At 72.0% G+C, this 18,407-nt stretch carries 20 protein-coding genes; 12 read left to right on the top strand and 8 right to left on the bottom strand.

Features of this window, described 5'->3' with window-relative positions; translation table 11 throughout:
• Positions 1-97: 97 nt before the first annotated feature.
• The 6 genes from ABWI04_RS24700 (at position 98) to ABWI04_RS24675 (ending at position 5,663) form a co-directional block, all read left to right on the top strand.
• Complete coding sequence (locus tag ABWI04_RS24700; RefSeq protein WP_353833930.1) at positions 98-1,477, top strand: extracellular solute-binding protein; 1,380 nt, start codon at positions 98-100, stop codon at positions 1,475-1,477.
• A gap of 61 nt (positions 1,478-1,538) precedes the next feature.
• Complete coding sequence (locus ABWI04_RS24695) at positions 1,539-2,489, top strand: carbohydrate ABC transporter permease (protein ID WP_345171069.1); 951 nt, start codon at positions 1,539-1,541, stop codon at positions 2,487-2,489.
• Positions 2,489-3,319, top strand: a complete 831-nt coding sequence (locus ABWI04_RS24690) for a carbohydrate ABC transporter permease (RefSeq protein ID WP_345171067.1) — start codon at positions 2,489-2,491, stop codon at positions 3,317-3,319. The genes ABWI04_RS24695 and ABWI04_RS24690 overlap by 1 nt, the downstream gene beginning before the upstream one ends.
• 9 nt (positions 3,320-3,328) lie before the next feature.
• On the top strand, positions 3,329-4,618 hold the full coding sequence (locus tag ABWI04_RS24685) for an ABC transporter ATP-binding protein (RefSeq protein ID WP_353833929.1): 1,290 nt from the start codon (positions 3,329-3,331) through the stop codon (positions 4,616-4,618).
• Positions 4,619-4,677: 59 nt separating this feature from the next.
• Entirely contained in the window at positions 4,678-4,941 is a 264-nt protein-coding gene (locus ABWI04_RS24680; RefSeq protein ID WP_353833928.1) for a hypothetical protein, read from the top strand.
• A gap of 35 nt (positions 4,942-4,976) precedes the next feature.
• Entirely contained in the window at positions 4,977-5,663 is a 687-nt protein-coding gene (locus ABWI04_RS24675) for a class I SAM-dependent methyltransferase (protein WP_353833927.1), read from the top strand.
• Positions 5,664-5,728: 65 nt separating this feature from the next.
• On the opposite strand, the gene ABWI04_RS24670 is transcribed toward ABWI04_RS24675, so the two are convergent.
• Positions 5,729-5,899 (bottom strand): hypothetical protein, encoded by a 171-nt coding sequence (locus tag ABWI04_RS24670; RefSeq protein ID WP_353833926.1) that lies wholly within the window; start codon positions 5,897-5,899, stop codon positions 5,729-5,731.
• Between the two features lie 215 nt (positions 5,900-6,114).
• On the opposite strand from ABWI04_RS24670, the gene ABWI04_RS24665 reads away from it, so the two are divergent.
• Positions 6,115-6,366 (top strand): nucleotide disphospho-sugar-binding domain-containing protein, encoded by a 252-nt coding sequence (locus ABWI04_RS24665; RefSeq protein ID WP_502913157.1) that lies wholly within the window; start codon positions 6,115-6,117, stop codon positions 6,364-6,366.
• Here the strand turns inward: ABWI04_RS24665 and ABWI04_RS24660 are convergent.
• Positions 6,359-6,928, bottom strand: coding sequence for a GNAT family N-acetyltransferase (locus ABWI04_RS24660; protein WP_345171057.1), 570 nt, complete (start codon positions 6,926-6,928; stop codon positions 6,359-6,361). The genes ABWI04_RS24665 and ABWI04_RS24660 overlap by 8 nt on opposite strands.
• Before the next feature lie 168 nt (positions 6,929-7,096).
• Between ABWI04_RS24660 and ABWI04_RS24655 the strand changes: the two genes are divergently transcribed.
• Together ABWI04_RS24655 and ABWI04_RS24650 are read left to right on the top strand one after the other, a co-directional pair.
• Positions 7,097-7,705, top strand: a complete 609-nt coding sequence (locus tag ABWI04_RS24655; RefSeq protein WP_353833925.1) for a sigma-70 family RNA polymerase sigma factor — start codon at positions 7,097-7,099, stop codon at positions 7,703-7,705.
• Positions 7,702-8,460, top strand: coding sequence for a hypothetical protein (locus ABWI04_RS24650; protein WP_353833924.1), 759 nt, complete (start codon positions 7,702-7,704; stop codon positions 8,458-8,460). Before ABWI04_RS24655 ends, ABWI04_RS24650 begins: the two co-directional genes overlap by 4 nt.
• Here ABWI04_RS24650 and ABWI04_RS24645 read toward each other — a convergent pair.
• The gene (locus ABWI04_RS24645; RefSeq protein ID WP_345171051.1) at positions 8,433-8,972 is read right to left on the bottom strand and encodes a nuclear transport factor 2 family protein; all 540 of its coding nucleotides are present in this window, start codon (positions 8,970-8,972) and stop codon (positions 8,433-8,435) included. The two genes, ABWI04_RS24650 and ABWI04_RS24645, sit on opposite strands and share 28 nt — an antisense overlap.
• Before the next feature lie 123 nt (positions 8,973-9,095).
• Between ABWI04_RS24645 and ABWI04_RS24640 the strand changes: the two genes are divergently transcribed.
• Positions 9,096-10,061 carry an alpha/beta fold hydrolase gene (locus tag ABWI04_RS24640; protein ID WP_353833923.1) on the top strand — a complete coding sequence of 322 codons (966 nt, stop codon included), beginning with the start codon at positions 9,096-9,098 and terminating at the stop codon, positions 10,059-10,061.
• 51 nt (positions 10,062-10,112) lie between these two features.
• Here ABWI04_RS24640 and fahA read toward each other — a convergent pair whose 3' ends face one another.
• From fahA to ABWI04_RS24620, 4 genes are all read right to left on the bottom strand, one after another.
• Positions 10,113-11,279 (bottom strand): fumarylacetoacetase, encoded by a 1,167-nt coding sequence (gene fahA / locus ABWI04_RS24635; protein WP_345171047.1) that lies wholly within the window; start codon positions 11,277-11,279, stop codon positions 10,113-10,115.
• Positions 11,276-12,127 carry a hypothetical protein gene (locus tag ABWI04_RS24630; RefSeq protein WP_353833922.1) on the bottom strand — a complete coding sequence of 284 codons (852 nt, stop codon included), beginning with the start codon at positions 12,125-12,127 and terminating at the stop codon, positions 11,276-11,278. Before ABWI04_RS24630 ends, fahA begins: the two co-directional genes overlap by 4 nt.
• Positions 12,124-13,329 carry a homogentisate 1,2-dioxygenase gene (locus tag ABWI04_RS24625; protein WP_353833921.1) on the bottom strand — a complete coding sequence of 402 codons (1,206 nt, stop codon included), beginning with the start codon at positions 13,327-13,329 and terminating at the stop codon, positions 12,124-12,126. Before ABWI04_RS24625 ends, ABWI04_RS24630 begins: the two co-directional genes overlap by 4 nt.
• 100 nt (positions 13,330-13,429) lie before the next feature.
• Complete coding sequence (locus ABWI04_RS24620) at positions 13,430-13,984, bottom strand: MarR family winged helix-turn-helix transcriptional regulator (protein WP_353833920.1); 555 nt, start codon at positions 13,982-13,984, stop codon at positions 13,430-13,432.
• A gap of 151 nt (positions 13,985-14,135) precedes the next feature.
• Between ABWI04_RS24620 and ABWI04_RS24615 the strand changes: the two genes are divergently transcribed.
• The gene (locus ABWI04_RS24615) at positions 14,136-15,869 is read left to right on the top strand and encodes a pyruvate dehydrogenase (RefSeq protein WP_345171039.1); all 1,734 of its coding nucleotides are present in this window, start codon (positions 14,136-14,138) and stop codon (positions 15,867-15,869) included.
• Between the two features lie 12 nt (positions 15,870-15,881).
• Here ABWI04_RS24615 and ABWI04_RS24610 read toward each other — a convergent pair whose 3' ends face one another.
• Entirely contained in the window at positions 15,882-16,466 is a 585-nt protein-coding gene (locus ABWI04_RS24610) for a TetR/AcrR family transcriptional regulator (protein ID WP_353833919.1), read from the bottom strand.
• Between the two features lie 131 nt (positions 16,467-16,597).
• On the opposite strand from ABWI04_RS24610, the gene ABWI04_RS24605 reads away from it, so the two are divergent.
• A complete protein-coding gene (locus ABWI04_RS24605; RefSeq protein WP_502913155.1) occupies positions 16,598-18,199 on the top strand; it encodes an MDR family MFS transporter in 1,602 nt (533 codons plus the stop codon).
• Positions 18,200-18,407 lie beyond the last annotated feature (208 nt).

The following is an 18,407-nucleotide window of genomic DNA, read 5'->3' as shown; positions in this document are numbered from 1 at the left end:
CGACAGTCACGCGATCCGATGGTCGAATGGAGGGCCAATCCCGCCAGGTGCGGCCCGGCGAAGCGCCCGCAGTCCGGTGGGAGCACCGGGAGGCCCTATGGGCGAGCGAGTCGACCGAGCGGAGAGCGACCGGGCGGGACGCGCCCGGCCCTGGGAGGGGACGGCCGGCCGGCGCGGTCCCGCGGAGCGGGCGCGATCGGCCTGGCTCAGGGGCGCGGTGGCGGCGGCACTGCTGGCCGGGGGGCTGACGGCCTGCGGGGACGGCGGCGGGGCGCCGAAGCTCACCTGGTACGTCAACCCCGACAACGGCGGCCAGGCGGCCATCGCGAAGTCCTGCACGCAGGCCGCGGGCGGCCGGTACCGGATCGGGACGTCCCTGCTGCCGAGCGACGCGACGCAGCAGCGCGAGCAGCTGATCAGGCGGCTGGCCGCCAAGGACTCCGGGCTCGACCTCATGAGCCTGGACCCGGTCTTCGTGGCGGAGGCCGCCAACGCCGGGTTCCTGCGCCCGTTCACCAGGAGCGAGGCCGCGCCGCTGACCGACGGGGTGTTCGCCCCCGCGGTGCAGAGCTCGATGTGGGAGGGCAAGCTCTACGCGGCGCCCTTCTGGGCCAACACGCAGCTGCTCTGGTACCGCAAGTCGGTGGCGAAGAAGGCGGGCATCGACCCGAACGCGGCCGACTTCACCTGGGAAAAGCTCATCGACGCGGCCGGCCGCACGAACACCACGATCGGCGTCCAGGGCAACCGGTACGAGGGCTACATGGTGTGGATCAACGCCCTGATCGCCTCGGCGGGGGGACGCGTCATCAGCGAGGCAGAGAAGGGCGACGACGCGAGCATCGACATCGACTCGCCGGCCGGCCGGCAGGCGGCGTCGATCATCCGGAGGCTCGCCCGGTCCGCCGCGGCGAGCCCGACGCTGTCCACCGACATCGAGGAGCAGTCCCGGGCGACGATCAACGGCGCGCGCGGCGGCTTCCTGCTCAACTGGGGCTACGTCTGGCGGGCCGAGAAGGGCGACGCCGACGCGGGCGCCATCGGCAAGAACATCGTGGGCGACCTCGGCTGGGCCCGATACCCGCGGGTCGACCCGCGGCAGCCGAGCAGACCGCCGTTCGGGGGCATCGAGATCGGCGTGGGCGCCTACGGCAAGCACCAGAACCTGGCGGTGGACGCGGTCCGGTGCATCACCTCTCCGGCCAACATGAAGCGCTACATGCTCGACGAGGGCAACGTCGCGGCCCGCCCGGCGATCTACGACGATCCCGACATCCTCAAGGAGTTCCCGATGGCCCCGCTGATGCGGGACTCCATCGCCGCCGCCGCGGTCCGTCCGGCCACCCCCTACTACGCCGACCTGTCCGGCGCCGTCCAGAACCGCTGGCATCCGCCCGCCTCGGTGAACCCCGCGACGACGCCGCGCCGGTCCGCGGAGTTCGTCCGGGCGGTCCTGAGCGACCAGGCCCTGCTGTGAGGCAGGGCCGCCGCGAGGCCGGCGCCGCCGTGAGGGAAGCCTCGGAGAGAAAGGTGTCCGGATGACGTCCGCAGAAACGGCGCCGAAGCTCGGCCGCGCCGACGGCGCCCCCGCCCCCGCCCGCGCGGAGATCTCCGACCGCGGCCGCGCCGAGCGCAGGCTGGGGCTGCTGCTCTCGCTGCCCGCCGTGGTGGTGATGCTGCTGGTCACCGCGTATCCGCTGGTCAACGCCGTCTACCAGTCGCTGTTCAGCTACCGGATCACCGCACCCGAGGACCGGCGCTTCGTCGGGCTCGGCAACTACGCGACCGCGCTGTCGGACGCCCTGTTCTGGCAGACGGTGCTCACCACCCTGATCATCACCGTGGCCACGGTGGGGGTGGAGCTGGTCATCGGGTTCGCGCTCGCGATGGTGATGCACCGGGCCGTGTTCGGGCGGCGGACGGTGCGGACCGCGATCCTGCTGCCCTACGGGATCGTGACGGTCATCTCCGCGTTCGCCTGGAAGTACGCCTTCGACGTCCAGTCGGGGTTCGTCAACTCCTGGTTCGGGCTCGGCGACTTCGCCTGGTTCTCCGACCGCTGGGCGGCGCTGTTCGTGATCATCCTGTCGGAGATCTGGAAGACGACCCCGTTCGTGTCGCTGCTGCTGCTCGCCGGGCTGGCGCAGGTGCCGGCCGACCTCGGCGAGGCCGCGACGGTGGACGGCGCGACGGCGTGGCAGCGCCTCAGGCGGGTGACGATCCCGAACATGAAGGCCGCGATCCTCGTCGCGGTGCTGTTCCGGACGCTGGACGCGTGGCGGATCTTCGACAACGTGTTCATCATGACGTCCGGCCAGGAGAAGACCCAGGTGCTGTCGTTCCTGACCTACCAGCAGATCATCACCCGGACCGAGCTCGGCCTCGGCAACGCGGTCGGGGTGCTGCTGTTCCTGTCGGTGGTGCTGATCGCGGCCGTGTTCATCAAGGGGTTCCGCGTGGACCTGTCCCAGGTGCGAGGTGATCGCTGATGGAGTCGGCGCGTTCGAAGTCGCTGTGGATCGTCGCCTCGCTGCTGATCCTGGTGTGGACGGCGTTCCCGATCGTGTGGATCGTGATGCTGTCGTTCAAGCAGCCCAGCGAGATCGGCAACGTCCAGGGGTTCTTCCCCAAGACCTGGACGTGGGCCAACTACGAGACGGTCTTCAAGACCGACCTGTTCACCTCGGCGCTGATCAACTCGATCGGCATCTCGCTGATCGCCACGTTCGTCGGGGTGGTGTTCGCGACGCTGGTCGCCTACGCCATCGCGCGGCTGGAGTTCCCCGGCAAGCGGCTGATCCTGTCGTTCGCGCTCGCCATCGCGATGTTCCCCGTGGTGTCGCTGGTCGGGCCGCTGTTCGACCTGTGGCGCAACATCGGCCTGTACGACACCTGGCCGGGCCTGATCATCCCCTACATCTCGTTCGCGCTGCCGCTCGCCATCTGGACGCTGTCGGCGTTCTTCCGCGAGATCCCGTGGGAGATGGAGCAGGCCGCGCAGGTGGACGGGGCCACTTCCTGGCAGGCGTTCCGCAAGGTGATCGTCCCGCTGGCGGCGCCCGGCGTGTTCACCGCCGCGATCCTGACCTTCTTCTTCTGCTGGAACGACTTCGTCTTCGGGATCTCGCTGACCTCCACCGACCGGGCCAGGCCCGTCCCGGCGGCGCTGGCGTTCTTCACCGGGGAGTCCTACTTCGAGCAGCCCACCACCGCCATCTGCGCCGCCGCCGTCGTCGTCACGGTCCCGGTCGTGATCATCGTCCTGGCGTTCCAGCGCCGCATCGTGGCCGGGCTGACGTCCGGCGCCGTCAAAGGCTGAGAGGAAACCATGGCCGCCATCACCATGAAGAACATCGTCAAGCGGTACGGCGACGGTTTCCCGGCCGTGAACGACGTCTCCCTGGACGTGCGGGACGGCGAGTTCATGATCCTGGTCGGGCCGTCCGGCTGCGGCAAGTCCACGCTGCTGCGGATGATCGTCGGGCTGGAGGACATCACGTCCGGCGAGATGGTCATCGGCGACCGGGTCGTCAACAAGGTCGCGCCGCGGGAGCGGAACCTGTCGATGGTGTTCCAGAACTACGCGCTCTACCCGCATCTCAGCGTGTACGAGAACATCGCCTTCCCGCTCCGCCTCGCGAAGGTCGCCGACGACGAGGTGCGGCGGCGCGTGTCGGAGACCGCCGAGCTGCTGGAGCTGACCGAGCACCTGGACCGCAAGCCCGCGAACCTGTCCGGCGGGCAGCGGCAGCGGGTCGCGATGGGCCGCGCGATCGTCCGGCAGGCGGACGCGTTCCTGTTCGACGAGCCGCTGTCGAACCTGGACGCCAAGCTGCGCGGGCAGATGCGCACCGAGATCTCCCGGCTCCAGCGGCGCCTCGGCGTCACCACCGTGTACGTCACCCACGACCAGACCGAGGCGATGACGCTCGGCGACCGGGTCGCGGTGCTGCGCAGGGGCGTCCTGCAGCAGGTCGGGAGCCCGCGCGAGCTGTACGAGGAGCCGGTGAACCTGTTCGTCGCCGGGTTCATCGGGTCGCCGTCGATGAACTTCCTGCCCGCGTCCGTGGACCGCGCGGCGGACGGCGTGTTCCTGGAGACGCCGCTCGGGCGGTTCGAGCTGCGCGACGCGCGCAAGGCGGCCGCGGTCGGCGACCGGTCGGTCGTGCTCGTCGGGATCCGCCCCGAGCACTTCGAGGACGCCTCGCTCGTCGGCGAGGAGAAGCAGGCGCGCGGCAGCCTCGTGCGGGTCCGGGTGGACGTGACCGAGTGGCTGGGCAACGAGCTGTACGCCTACGTCCCGTACGAGGCGCCCGAGGATCTCGCCGCCCAGCTGCGGGACCTGTCGCGGGAGCTCGACGGCGACCAGCTGCGGACCCAGGCGGTCGTGGCGCTGGACGCGGCCAGCATGATCGCGCCGGGGCGCGGGGCGGAGCTGTGGATCGACACGACGCGGGTGCACCTGTTCGACCCGGCCACCGGCGAGAACCTGACCCGCGACGAGGAGCGCGTCGCGCAGCTCGACCGGCTCGCCGAGGAGTCGCGCGCCGCCCACCGGGAGGCGCAGCGCGAGCCGGCCGCCGGGACCGCGGGCGGGACGTCCGCGACGCGGCCCTGAGCCGTGCGCTTCGTCTTCACCCCGCCCGGTGAGTCGTCGGCCGGCCTGCTGGACCTGCCGTGGACGCCGTCCTCGTCACCCGGTTCCTCGACCACTCCTCGTCCTACCGCGCGCTCTTCGCCAACGCGCGCTACGGCCACCCCACGGACCGGCTGCTGGACGCGCTGGTGGAGCTGCTCGTCCGGCTGCACCTGGCGGGCTTCTTGTGGGGCGACTGCTCGCCGTCACCTCCTCAACGACATCGCCGCCTACCGCGGCCACCTGGAGCGGGTGCGCGGCGGCCCGGTCCCCGAGGACCTGACAGAGACCGGTCGTCCTCCTGACACTTCCGGTTGATCTTTCTGGCACGATCGGGGGCATGTACGAGCGCTTCGCCCACGAGTACGCCGCCCATGCCGAGGACAGCTCCTACAACGCCCTCTACGACCGTCCCGCCGTGCTCGGCCTCGCGGGGGACGTGGCCGGCCTGACCGTCTTCGACGCCGCGTGCGGTCCCGGCCTCTACGCGCGGGAACTTCTCGACCGCGGCGCCCGCGTGGCCGGCTGCGACGTCAGCCCCACTTTCGTCGACATGGCCGTGAAACGCACCGGAGGCCGCGCCGACCTGCGCGTCCACGACCTGTCCACGCCCGTGGCCTGGATGCCGGACGCCTCCGTCGACCTGGTGGTGCTGGCGCTGGCGCTGCACTACTTCGACGACCGCGTCGCGCTGCTGGAGGAGTTCCGCCGCATGCTGGCCCCGGGCGGCGCCGTCGTCCTCTCGACGGAGCATCCGATGGCGGGATGGCTGCGCCTGGGCGGCTCCTACTTCCTCGAAGAGCCGGTGGAGGAGTCGCTGAGCCCCGAACGGGACTGGCCGATCCGGGCGTGGCGGCGCCCCCTGACGGCGATCTGCGCCGAGTTCCGCGCCGCCGGGTTCCTCATCGAGGAGCTCGTGGAGCCGCGGCCCGTCCCCGAGATGGCCGACCGCTACCCGGAGGACCACGCGAAGCTGGAGCACTCTCCCGCCTTCGTCGCCTTCCGCCTGGTCCCGTCGGGCTCCTGAACTCCCGCTGAGCTCCCCGCACAGCGCCCGGCCGGATCTCCCGGCCGGGCGTGGGGTTTCCCGGGCTATGCGGGCGTCTCGGTGATCTCCCAGCGCCCCACCTCGCGGTAGTCCGAGTCGTAGACGGCGGACCCGTCTCCCGGCCTCAACTCGTAGTGCCGGACGTTCCCGCCCCAGTACCGCAGGATCCGCCCCAGTTCGGCGACGGCGTCCTGCGCGACGGCGCCCTCACTCATGTCCACTTCAAGAACGAACTTCACGCGTCCGCCTCCCATCGATTCACGCCTTCAAGGGTGTCATTGAAACTCCCGGTGAGGCTTTGGTCGCCAAAGCGCTGTCTGGCGGCGGCCAACCCTCAACAGCGCTGCGGACCCCGCCGAATCGCGGGCCGAGGCCGAGGCGACGATGACCGTGATGATCGAATCTCTGCTGGCGGGGGGCTGACGATGGCGTGCCGGTCGTCGCGCTCCCGAACCCGGCGGCCGACCAGCCCGCGCTGGCCCGGCGCGCGGCCGAGCTGGTTGCCGGGCTGGCGCTGGACGGTGAGAGCGCCGGGCCGGAGGAGATCGCGGCGGCCGTCCGCACGGTGATCGAGGACCCGTCCTACCGGGCGGCCGCGACCGCGCTGGCCGGACGGCTGCGCGCCGCGCCGGGCCCGGCGTACGCGGCGGCCCGGCTCGAACGGTACGCGGGCGTCAGCTGAGCTTCTTCACCAGGAGCTCGAACTCCAGGTCGTCGCGCTTGGGCAGGCCGAAGCGCTCGTCGCCGTAGGGGAACGGGCTCGTCTCGCCGGTCCGGGTGTAGCCGCGCCTGACGTACCAGGCGATCAGGTCCTCGCGCTGGCTGATCACCGTCATGCGCATCTCGGCCGCGCCCCACTGCTCGCGCGCCCGCCGCTCGGCCTCGGCCAGGACCCGGCGGCCGAGCCCGCCGCCCTGCTGGGACGGGCTGACGGCGAACATGCCGAAGTAGGCGTGCCCGCCGCGGTCCTCCAGCTGGCAGCACGCCGTGAGCGCGCCGTCCGTCTCGGCCACCAGCATCACCGCGCGCGGGTCGTGCACCACGGCGGCCACGGCCTCCGGGTCCGTGCGCTGGCCGTCCAGAAGGTCGGCCTCGGTGGTCCAGCCGTCGCGGCTGGAGTCTCCGCGGTAGGCGCTCTCGACGAGCGCGACGAGGGCCGGGACGTCGTCCGCCTCGGCCGTCCGGAAGATCGGTTCCACGCTGTTCACCAGGTCCACGCTGTTCACCAGGTCCGTGCTGCTCACCAGGTCGGGGCGGCCCGCGGGCTCGCGTCGTTCGTCGGGTGCGACTCTAGCCGGGCCGTGGTCCCGATCCGCACAGGGACGGCGGGTGTAACACGACGAGGCCCTCCCACCAAGAAGACCAAACAGCACATGGCGGGAGGCTCTTGGATGGGAGATGAGAAGTCGGCCGTGGACACGGATCCGGCGGACGTCACCGCGATCGGCCGTGATCCAGCGGCGCTGGAGGTCTTCTACCGGCGGCATGTCGCGGACGTGACCCGCTTCGTGGCCCGCCGGATCTCCGATCCTCACACGGTCGACGATCTGACCACCGAGGTGTTCCTGGCGGCGATCGACGCCGCCGGGCGCTACCAGGCCGGCCGGGGAAGCCCGCGGGCGTGGTTGCTGGGCATCGCCCGGAACGTGGTGGCCGCCGAGTGGCGGCGCCACGCCGGTGAACGCGACAAGGCGCGGCGGGCCGGGGGTCATCGCCATCTGGACGGTGACGACATCGTCCGGCTGGAAGAGCAGATCGACGCCCAGCGAGCGGCGCGCGGCCTGCACGCGAAGCTCTCCGTGCTGCCCGAGCGGCTGCGCAGCGTCATCGAGCTCGTCGATCTGGACGGCCTGAGCCTGGCCGAGGCGGCCGCGGCGCTGGGCATCCGCGACGGTGCCGCCCGGGTTCGACTGCACCGGGCCCGTAGACGGCTGAAGGCCGCCTTCTCCGCGGACGACGCGGCATCCGCTCGGTCGACCGCCACTCCACCGTCCCCCTTGGCGAAGGGAGCCTCCTCATGAGCAGCATCTCCGGCGACGACACCCCGCTCGCGGGCTACCAGGAACGGCGGCTGGCCGAGCTGACCGCGGCGGTCGCCGCCAGAACGGAGCGGGACGCTCGCGCGTCGGCGCCCGGGCCGCAGCGCCGGCCGCGGGCGGTGCGCGGGCGACGGGCGTGGGGACTCGCGGCGGCGTGCGCGGCGTGCGCGGTCGCCGGCGTTCTTCCGGCCTGGACAGGCGGCGCCCAGCCCGCCTACGCGGTGACCCGGGATCCGTCCGGCCTGGTCACCGTCGAGGTCACCGAGAAGACCCTGGACTCGCGCGACGCTGACGCGCTCTCGCGGGAGCTGCGCTCGCTGGGCGTGCCGGCGGTCGTGTACTCCATCCCTGAGGGCCAGGTGTGCCCGCAGCCCCATGCCAGGCAGGTCGACCTCCCGCCGAACGTGTACGACATGCCGGACGGGCTCTACACCGTGCCGAGCGATCTCCCGCGGCCGGGCGGCGGCTGGAAGATGACGATCAACCCGGGCCACTTCGAGCGCGGCCAGTTCATGATCTGGACGCTGACCACCTCCGGTGTCTACGACCAGGACGGCCGGCGCACCGGATCCGGGACCTCGGTCGGCACCTACCTGGTCAGCGGACGAGCCGTTCCGTGCCGCAACCGGCCTGCCCCCGAGGTCCCGGCACCGCGGCGACCGGCCGGAGAGAAGGACGGCAGGACGGTCCTCATCACCGACACCGGCGGCTACGTCTCCTTCGCGGGCTCGAACTGACCGTCGAGGTCGACGCGGCAGCCGGGGCCCAGCGGACGGGTGATCGTCCAGTGGCGGCGGAAGCGGCACCTGGCCATCTTCCAGCGGCCGTCCTCGACCACGTACTCGTCGTCGTACTCGCCGGTGCTCACAGACTCGGTGCCGTCCTCCAGGTTCACCTGGCGGAACTTGAGCGTCCAGCGTCCCGACGCGCGCGTCCCGTCGTGGACGGTGATGTCCGGGTGCGTCGCGTGGTGCATGTCGAGGACGGCGCTCCGGCCGTCGACCTTCCGGAGCGCGATCGCCTCGAAGACCCTGACCATGCCCTCCGCGTCGTCGAACGCGCCCAGCCGGCCGTAGTCGATCGAGGCGCCCGAGGCGATGAAGCAGGCGCGGAACCCGTCGGGGTCCTTGGCGTCGCAGGCCCGCAGGTAGCGGTGCTTGAGCGCCTTGATCTCCTCGATGGCCTCCAGCCGGGCGACGCGCGCGGCGAGGTCGGGACTCGGGGGCTGCGTCCTCGGGAGTCGTGACATGGTGGCCCGACCCTCGCCGACGGGACGGCCGCCCGTCCAACCGCCGTCCCGGTGACCGGGAGGGCGGAGCGCCGCGCCGCGCGCGAGGCTTCAGGATCGTCCCTGGCGGAGGGAGGGCCCGGGATGAGCTTCCGCGAGCGCCACCACATGCTGGACGCGGGTGACGTCACCCTTCACGCGGTCGAGCAGGGCGACGGTCTCCCGGTGGTGATGTGCCATGGTTTCCCGGGCCTCTGGTTCAGCTGGCGGCGGCAGCTCCCGGCTCTGGCCGCGGCGGGATACCGGGCCATCGCCCTCGACATGCGCGGATACGGGCGCAGCGGCCGCCCGCCTTCGCCGCGGGCCTACGACCGGCGGCACACCGTCGCCGACCTGGTCGGTGTCCTGGACGCCCTGGACATCGACGAGGCCGTCTTCGCGGGCCACGACTTCGGGGCCGCTCTCGTCTGGGACCTCCCTCAATGGGCCCCTGGACGGGTCAAGGCGCTGATGCAGTTGAGCGTGCCGCGCATGCCCGTCTCGAAGCGTCCTCCCACCGAGCTGTACGCGCGCATGGCCGAACAGCACTTCGTGCACGTGCACTACTTCCAGGAGGAGGGGCCTGCGGACGAGGAGTTGGGGGCCGAACCGGACCGCTTCCTGGCGAACGTCTTCTGGGCGCTCAGCGGCGGTTACCGGTACCTCGACATCTGGCAGCACCCGAGCGAAGGCAACGGATACCTCGATGTGCTCCCCGAAGCCCCGCCCCTTCCATGGCCGTGGCTGTCGCAGGACGAGTTCGCCTTCTACGCCGACGAGTTCCGCCGGACGGGCTTCACCGGTGGCCTCAACTGGTACCGGGCCTACGACCACGTGTGGAACGAGAAGCAGAGCCGTCCGGACGAGCCTGTCACCGTTCCCACGCTGTTCCTCGTGGGCGAGCGCGACCCCGTCCTCCAGATGATGGGGTCCGACGCACTGAAGCAGATGGAGACTCAGGTACCGGGCCTGCGCGGCGTCCACGTCATCGAGGGCGCCGGCCACTTCGTCCAGATGGAGGCGCCCGACCAGGTCAACGCCGCCATGCTCGCCTTCCTCGCCGCCCTCTGAGACCGCGGGTCCGGCGGGCGCCACCCCCCGAGGGCGGCGCCCGCCGGAAACTCAGCGGGCGGGGAGGATCCGGCCGGTGACCTCTCCGAAGCCGATGCGGGCGCCGGAGGGGCCGGGGGCGGAGGCGGTGATCGAGACCTCGTCGCCGTCCTCCAGGAAGGTGCGCGGCTCGCCGTTCACCGTCACGGGCTCCTTGCCGCCCCACGTGAGCTCGATGAAGGCGCCGCGCTGGTCCTTGTCCGGGCCGGAGACCGTCCCGGAGGCGAACAGGTCGCCGGTGCGGGACGAGGCACCGTTCACCGTCATGTGCGCGAGCATCTGGGCGGGCGACCAGTACATCTCCCGGTAGGGCGGACGGGAGACGACCTGCCCGTTCCAGGAGACGGCGAGGTCGAGGTCCAGGCCCCACGGGTTCTTCTCGCGCAGGTAGGGCAGCGGCTCGGGGTCCTGCGGCGGCGTGGCGACGCGGGCGGCCTCCAGGGCGAGGAGCGGGACGACCCAGTGGGACACCGACGTCGCGAAGCTCTTCCCCAGGAACGGGCCGAGCGGGACGTACTCCCACGCCTGGATGTCGCGGGCCGACCAGTCGTTGACGAGGACGACGCCGAACACCCGCTCGTCGAAGTCGTCGGCGCCCACCGGGTCGCCCAGCGCCGAGCCGGTGCCGACCACGAAGCCGACCTCGGCCTCGATGTCGAGGCGGCGGCTCTCCCCGAACGTGGGCGCCGCCTCGCCCTTGCGCTGCCCGCTCGGGCGCACGATCGGCGTCCCGGACGGGACGACCGTCCCGGCGCGGCCGTGGTACCCGACCGGCAGGTGCTTCCAGTTCGGCATGAGCGGCTCGGAGTCCGGGCGGAACAGCCGGCCGAGGTTGGACGCGTGGTGCTCGGAGGCGTAGAAGTCCACGTAGTCGGCGACCTCGAACGGCATGTGCGGGGTCACCGCGCCGAGGGGGTGGACGGCCTCGTCCGGGACGTCCTCGGAGACCAGGTCGAGGACCTGCTCGCGGACCTCGACCCAGCGCGCGTGGCCCTGGGCCATGAACGGGTTCAGCGTCGGCGCGGCGAAGACGTCGTCGCCGAGGCCGGCGGCGAGGTCCACGACGGAGTCGGCCACGCGGACGCCCACGCGGGGCGCGGCGCCCGGGGGCGAGAACACGCCGTAGGGGAGGTTGGCGAGCCCGAAGAGGGAGTCTCCGGGAATCGCGATGCGGGTCATCGGGAGGTCTCCAGGAGGGCGGACCCGAGCAGTCCGAGGTCCGCGAGTTCGGTCAGGGGGTCGGTGATGCTGCACGTCCCGAAGGACAGGAAGCGGGCGCGGGCCGCGGCCGTGCGCGCCTCGCCGAGCCCCGCCACGCGGGCGGCGACCGCCGGCGCGTCGCGGTCGGCCAGGACGGCGGCGAGCTCCGCGTGCGGGCGGCCGCGCAGGGCGGCGTCGGTCGCGAGCAGCAGGTTCAGGAATCCGTGCTGGTGGAACCCGGTCTCGGGATCGGTGTTCCGGACGGGATGGTGCAGCCCCGCCGTCGCCTTGAACGGAACGCCCGCCTCCACGACCGACGTGACGGCGGCGGCGAGCTCGTCCGTGCCCGGGTACAGGTGCGCCTTCACCCCGCCGGTGCGGAACTTCGCGCGGTCGCCGCGCGCGGCGACCGCCTCGATGAACGCGGGGCGCCGCTCGTCGCGGGGGATCTCGACGTACACGGGGACGCCGGGGCGGCCGAGCACGCGGAAGAACTCCTCCGGCCCCATGCCGGGCGGGACGGCGACCTCCAGCCCGCGCAGGTCGACGGGCAGGCCGGCGGCGACGCCCACCGCCTTGGCGGCCTCGCACGGGCCGTTCGGCGCGGTGACCGACACGTCGAGCGGCTCGCCGTCGAGCAGCGGGTGCAGGGCGTCGAGCGCGGAGGCGGGCAGCACCAGCGGGCCGACGAGGCCGGCGTAGGCGGCGGCGCGGTGGTCGCGGTGCGCCGGGACGGCGTCGGCGAGCGGCGCGAGCCCCGGCGGGAAGACGGCGGCGTCGTCGCACAGGCCCGCCGCGAACGGGGGAACCGCGAACGGGGTGGTCATCGCCGCCCCGCCCAGGTCCAGGCGTACGCCTCGTCCTCGCAGTCCAGGCCGCCCTCGCCCAGTTCGAGGGGCCGGAAGGTGTCGACCATGACCGCCAGCTCGTCGAAGAACTCGACGCCGATGCTGCGCTCGTACGCGCCGGGCTGCGGGCCGTGCGCGAGGCCGCCCGGGTGCACCGAGACCGAGCCCTGCCCGATGCCGGAGCCCTTGCGGGCCTCGTAGTCGCCGCCGCAGTAGAACATGATCTCGTCGGAGTCCACGTTCGAGTGGTAGTAGGGCACCGGGATCGACAGCGGGTGGTAGTCCACCTTGCGCGGCACGAAGTTGCACACGACGAAGCCCGGGCCCTCGAACACCTGGTGGACGGGCGGCGGCTGGTGGACGCGGCCGGTGATCGGCTCGAAGTCGTGCACGCTGAACGTGAACGGGTACAGGCAGCCGTCCCAGCCGACGACGTCGAACGGGTGGCGCGCGTAGGTCAGCCGGGTGCCGGAGATGCCGCGCGACGTGCGGTGCTTGACGAGGACCTCGACGTCGGCGCCGTCGGCCTGGAGGGGCTCGCCCGGGCCGTGCAGGTCGCGCTCGCAGTACGGGGCGTGCTCCAGGAACTGGCCGTAGCGCGACAGGTAGCGCTTCGGCGGCGCGACGTGGCCTGAGGCCTCGATCGCGTACGCGCGCAGCGGCTGGTCGCCGGTCGGCAGCCAGCGGTGCGTGGTCGAGGTCGGGATGACGACGTAGTCGCCCGGCTTCGCCTCCACCGCCCCGAAGATCGTCTCGACCGTCGCGGTGCCGGACTCGATGTAGACGATCTCGTCGCCGGTCGCGTTGCGGTACAACGGAGAGTCCGCGGCGGACACCACGTAGGAGATCCGGACGTCGCCGTTGCCGAGGATGATCCGGCGGCCGGTGACGACGTCGGTCTCGGACCAGGTCTCCTTGGGGAACAGCTCGTGCAGCTTCAGATGGCGGGGCCGCAGCGGATGGTTGGGCGTCGTGGTCTGGTCGGGGACGTCCCAGACCCGCGAGTCGACGATCGCGGACGGGATCTCCCGGTGGTACAGCAGTGACGAGTCGGAGGAGAAGCCCTCCTCGCCCATCAGCTCCTCGAAGTAGAGCCGCTCCTCGCCGCCCCCCTGGCCGCTGTGGCGGTGCTGGGTGTGGCGCTTCGGCGGCACGTGGCCGACCCGGCGGTAGTGGGCCATGCTCCATCGCCTCCGATGATTAATGCATTAACTACTTTCTGCCGACCTTACGGCTGTTCTCCCTCAAAGGGGAAGGCCCCAATCGGCGGCGTCGCCCCGGTCAGCTGCGCTCGCGGGCGTCGAACGAGCCGCGTCCCGCGATGAGCTTGTCCAGCAGCATGACGAGCATCCGCTGCTCGGTCTCGGTGAGCACGTCCGCCCACTGCCGCTCGCGCTCGTTCTGCCCGGCGAAGATCTCCAGCATGGCCTCCTGCCCCCGCTCGGTCAGCGCGAGGATCACCGACCGGCCGTCCCGCTCGCCCCGGGTGCGCGCGAGCATCCCGTCCGCGACGAGCGTCTTGCTCAGGTTGGAGACGGCGGCCCTGCTCATCCCGGCCAGCGTGGCGGCCCGGCCGGGCTCCAGCGGCCCGGCGAGCCAGGTCACGAACAGCAGCCGGAACGCCGACCAGGAGTGGCCACGCGGCCGGTGCACCGTGGACTCCAGGTCGTAGGTGACGATCGCCGACGCCCGGTTCAGCGTCAGCAGCAGCCGCGTCGCCAGCCGGTGCCGGAACCCGTACTCCTCCGAGAGCCGCCGTCCCGCGAGATCGACGAACGACCAGAAGTCCAGCTCCGCCCGGTCGTCGGTGCTCATGCCCGCGTGGTCGTCCGTCATCCGCTCGCAGTCCCGCCCATCTAGTTCATGGTTTGACCATTTAACCCCGGTGGGGCCGGGGGTGTCAGCCGTAGCCCGGTGTCAGCCGTGAGCCAGGGGGCATTGCATGGCGGGGGAGACGTAGCGGGGGACTCAGCGGGGGAGAGGGCGAATGGCGACCGTCGCCGACCAGTTCATCGAGGTGCTGCGGCAGGCCGGGGTCCGGCGGATCTACGGGGTGGTGGGCGACAGCCTCAACCCGGTCGTCGACGCCGTGCGCCGGACGCGCGGGATCGACTGGGTGCACGTCCGCAACGAGGAGGCGGGCGCGTTCGCGGCGGCGGCCGAGGCGCAGACCACGGGACGGCTCGCCGTGTGCGCGGGGAGCTGCGGCCCGGGCAACACCCACCTCATCCAGGGGCTTTACGACGCGCACCGGTCGGGGGCGCCGGTGCTGGCGCTGGCGTCGCAGATCCCGAGCGTGCAGATCGGCAGCGGCTACTTCCAGGAGACCCACCCCGAGCGGCTGTTCGTCGACTGCAGCCACTTCTGCGAGCCGATCGTCACCCCGGAGCAGATGCCGCGCATCCTGCGGACCGCCATCCAGCACGCGATCGGGCTCGGCGGCGTCTCCGTGCTGACGCTGCCCGGGGACGTCGCGGGCCGTGACACCGCCGAACCGACCGGCGAGCACGACTTCCTCGTCCGCAAGGGCATCGTCCGTCCGCCGGCCGACCAGGTCGAGCAGCTCGCCGGCGCGCTCAACCGGGCGCGGAAGGTGATGCTGTTCTGCGGCGCCGGCGTCCGGGACGCCCACTCCGAGGTGATCGAGCTGGCGCACCGGCTGCTCTCGCCGGTCGGCCACGCGCTGCGCGGCAAGGAGTGGATCCAGTACGACAACCCGTTCGACGTGGGCATGAGCGGCCTGCTCGGCTACGGCGCCTGCTACGAGGCGATGCAGGACGCCGACCTCGTCCTCCTGCTCGGCACCGACTTCCCCTACGACCCGTTCCTGCCGGGCAAGAACACCATCCAGGTGGACGACGACCCGTCCAAGCCGGGCCGCCGGACACCGCTCGATCTCGCGGTCCACGGGGACGTCGGGGAGACGATCCGGCTCGTCCTGGACAAGGTGGAGCAGAAGCACGACCGCTCCTACCTCGACGAGATGCTGCACCGCCACGCGCGGGCGCTGGAGAACGTGGTCTCCGCCTACACCCGCGACATCGACCGGCACATCCCGATCCACCCCGAGTACGTCGCCGGCGTCCTGGACGACCTCGCCGACGACGACGCGATCTTCACCGTGGACACCGGGATGTGCAACGTCTGGGCCGCCCGCTACATCACCCCGAACGGGCGCCGCCGCGTGATGGGCTCGTTCGTCCACGGCTCCATGGCCAACGCGCTCCCGCACGCCGTCGGCGCCCAGTTCGGCGCGCCCGGGCGCCAGGTGATCTCGATCTCCGGCGACGGCGGTCTCGGCATGCTGCTCGGCGAGCTGCTCACCGTGCGGCTGCACCGCGTCCCCGTGAAGATCATCCTGTTCGACAACGCGTCGCTCGGCATGGTGAAGCTGGAGATGATGGTGGACGGCCTGCCGTCCTACGAGACCGACCACGAGCCCGTCGACTACGCGGCGATCGCCGAGGCGGCCGGGATCGAGTCGGCGCGGGTGGAGCGCCCGTCCGACGTGCGCACCGTGATGGAGCGCGCGCTGGCCGCGCCCGGCCCCTACCTGGTGGACGTCGTGACCGACCCGAACGCCCTGTCCATCCCGCCGCGCATCACGCCGCAGCAGGTGAAGGGCTTCGCGCTGTCGGCCGGCAAGACCGTCCTCACCGGCGGCGTCGGCAGGATGCTCGACCTGGCCCGCAGCAACCTGCGCAACATCCCCCGCCCCTGAGGGCCCGGACGGTCAGCGGAACTCGCGGGCCATCTCGGTGAGGGTCTCGGCGGCGACCTCGGAGAGGGGGCGGACGGGCTGCTCCTCGATCCAGGTCACGGACGCGACGCGCAGCGCGGTCATGAAGGCGCCGGCCATGACGCGGGCGCGCAGGCGGGGGAGGCCGTCCCGGGAGGCGATCAGGTCGGCGAGGGCGCGCTCGAACTCGGCGTAGCTGGCGAGCTGCCGCCCGAGGACGGACGGATGCTTGCGGGCGAGGCGCGTCTGCGCCGCCCAGTGGGGGTCCAGGTCGCCGGCCTCGGCGTGCAGGGCGTCCAGGGAGGCGCGCAGCGCCGTCCATGACGACTCGCCGGCCGGGCGGGCCGCGAAGGTCGCCAGCACGGCGTTCATCCGCTGCTCGTCGCCGTAGAGGAGGGCGTCCTCCTTGCCGGCGAAGTAGTTGGAGAAGGTGCGGCGGGAGACGCCCGCCGCGTCGGCGATGGCCTCGACGGTGACCTCGTCCAGGCCGTGCTCGACGGCGAGCCGCATCGCGGCCTCGTGCAGGGCGCGGCGCGTCGCCTCCTTCTTGCGTTCGCGCAGCCCGCCGGTGGTCTCCATGGTGGGCCCCAGCCTAGCGGGGAAAAACCTGCCCAGCGCGAAATTTTGCGCAGTGGGAATAAAGTGTCCGGGCCGGGGGTTGATCCCCTCGTTCCCATCCCGGACAGGCCCACTTCACCCGGAGGCGTTCCTTGGCCGAGCAGGTCCCCGCGAGATCGGCGCCGATGTCGCACCGCCAGATCCTCGAAGCGCTCAGCGGCCTGCTGCTGGTGCTGTTCGTGGCGATGCTGAGCAGCACCGTCGTGTCCACCGCGCTGCCGCAGATCATCGGCGCCCTCAAGGGCAGCCAGTCGCAGTACACCTGGGTCGTCACCGCGACCCTGCTCGTGTCGACCGCCAGCACCCCGATCTGGGGCAAGCTGGCCGACCTCTACGACAAGAAGACGCTGCTCCAGGCGGGCGTCGGCATCTTCGTCCTGGCGTCCGTGGCGTCCGGGTTCGCGCAGAGCACCGCGCAGCTCATCGCTTTCCGCGCGGTGCAGGGCCTCGGCGTCGGCGCGCTGCAGATCCTCGTCCAGATCATCATGGCGGCGATGATCAGCCCGCGGGACCGGGGCCGCTACTACGGCTACCTCGGCGGCGTGATGGCCGTCGCCACGGTCGGCGGGCCGCTGCTCGGCGGCCTCATCGTCGACTCCGCGCTCGGCTGGCGCTGGTGCTTCTTCATCGGCGTGCCGTTCGCGGTCGTGGCCTTCGGGCTGCTCCAGAAGACCCTGCGGCTCCCGCACGTCCGCCGGCCCGACGTCAAGATCGACTACCTGGGCGCGACGCTCATCGCCGCCGGGGTCAGCGTGCTGCTGATCTGGATCACCTTCGTCGGCGAGAACTTCGCCTGGCTGTCGTGGCAGACGGCCGCGATGGCCGGCTCCGGCGTGGTTCTGCTCGCCGCGGCCGTGTGGGTCGAGGCTCGCGCCGCGGAGCCGATCGTCCCGCTGGACATCGTCGCGCGCCGCAACACCGCGCTCGCGATCACGGCCAGCCTGGCCGTCGGCATGGCGATGTTCGGCGGCGCCGTCTTCCTCGGCCAGTACTTCCAGATCGGGCGCGGCTACAGCCCGACCAAGGCGGGCCTGCTCACGTTCCCGATGATGCTCGGCGTGTTCGGCGCGTCCACCGTGGCCGGGCGCTTCGCCACCAGGACCGGCAAGGTCAAGCCCTACATCGTCTTCGGGACGGTCGTGCTGACCGCCGGGTTCGGCCTGCTCGCCACCATCGACCACCAGACCTCGCTCGTCTTCATCGGCGCCGCGATGTTCCTGGTCGGCGCGGGGGTCGGCATGACGATGCAGAACCTCGTCCTCGTCGTGCAGAACTCGGTGCGCCTCCACGAGATCGGCGCCGCGAGCGGGACCGTCACGTTCTTCCGCTCCCTCGGCGGGACGGTCGGCGTCTCGGTGCTCGGCGCCGTCCTGGCGAACCAGGTCGCGGACCGGATCGCCGACGGGCTGCGCAGGCTCGGCGTGAACCCGGGCTCGGGCGGCGGCGACGCGGGCACCCTCGACATCAGCGCGCTGCACCCGTCCGTCCAGCAGGTCGTCCGGGCCGCCTACGGCGACGCCACCGGCCACATCTTCCTGATCTCCGCGGCGATCGCGATCGTCGGCATCGTCGCGGCGGCGTTCCTCAAGCCGGTGACGCTGCGCGACAGCCTCGACCTCGGGGACTCGCCGGAACCCGCGAAGGGGGACGTCCCCGTCCCCGCCGCGGAGGGCCGCGCGTTGTCAGGCTCCTGACAAAAGCCCGGCCGAAGAGCTGGGCCGGGTCAGAAGAGGACGAGAGCCTCCGTCCGTACGGTCGGTACCCCCAACCCCGTACCCGGAGGCGGCAGATGAGCGGACGATCGGAGGACGGGCGCCGCGCGGCGCTGGCCGGCCGCGCGGCGTCGGTCGGCCGGGCGGGCGGGATGTTCGCCCGCAGCGGCCTGTGGCGTCCCGGACCGCC

This window comes from Actinomadura sp. NPDC000929 (assembly GCF_040492065.1).
In the GTDB taxonomy this organism is placed as follows: domain Bacteria; phylum Actinomycetota; class Actinomycetes; order Streptosporangiales; family Streptosporangiaceae; genus Spirillospora; species Spirillospora verrucosospora.
The sequence above is the reverse complement of the archived record's forward strand: the minus strand, read 5'-3'. Positions and strand labels throughout refer to the sequence as shown.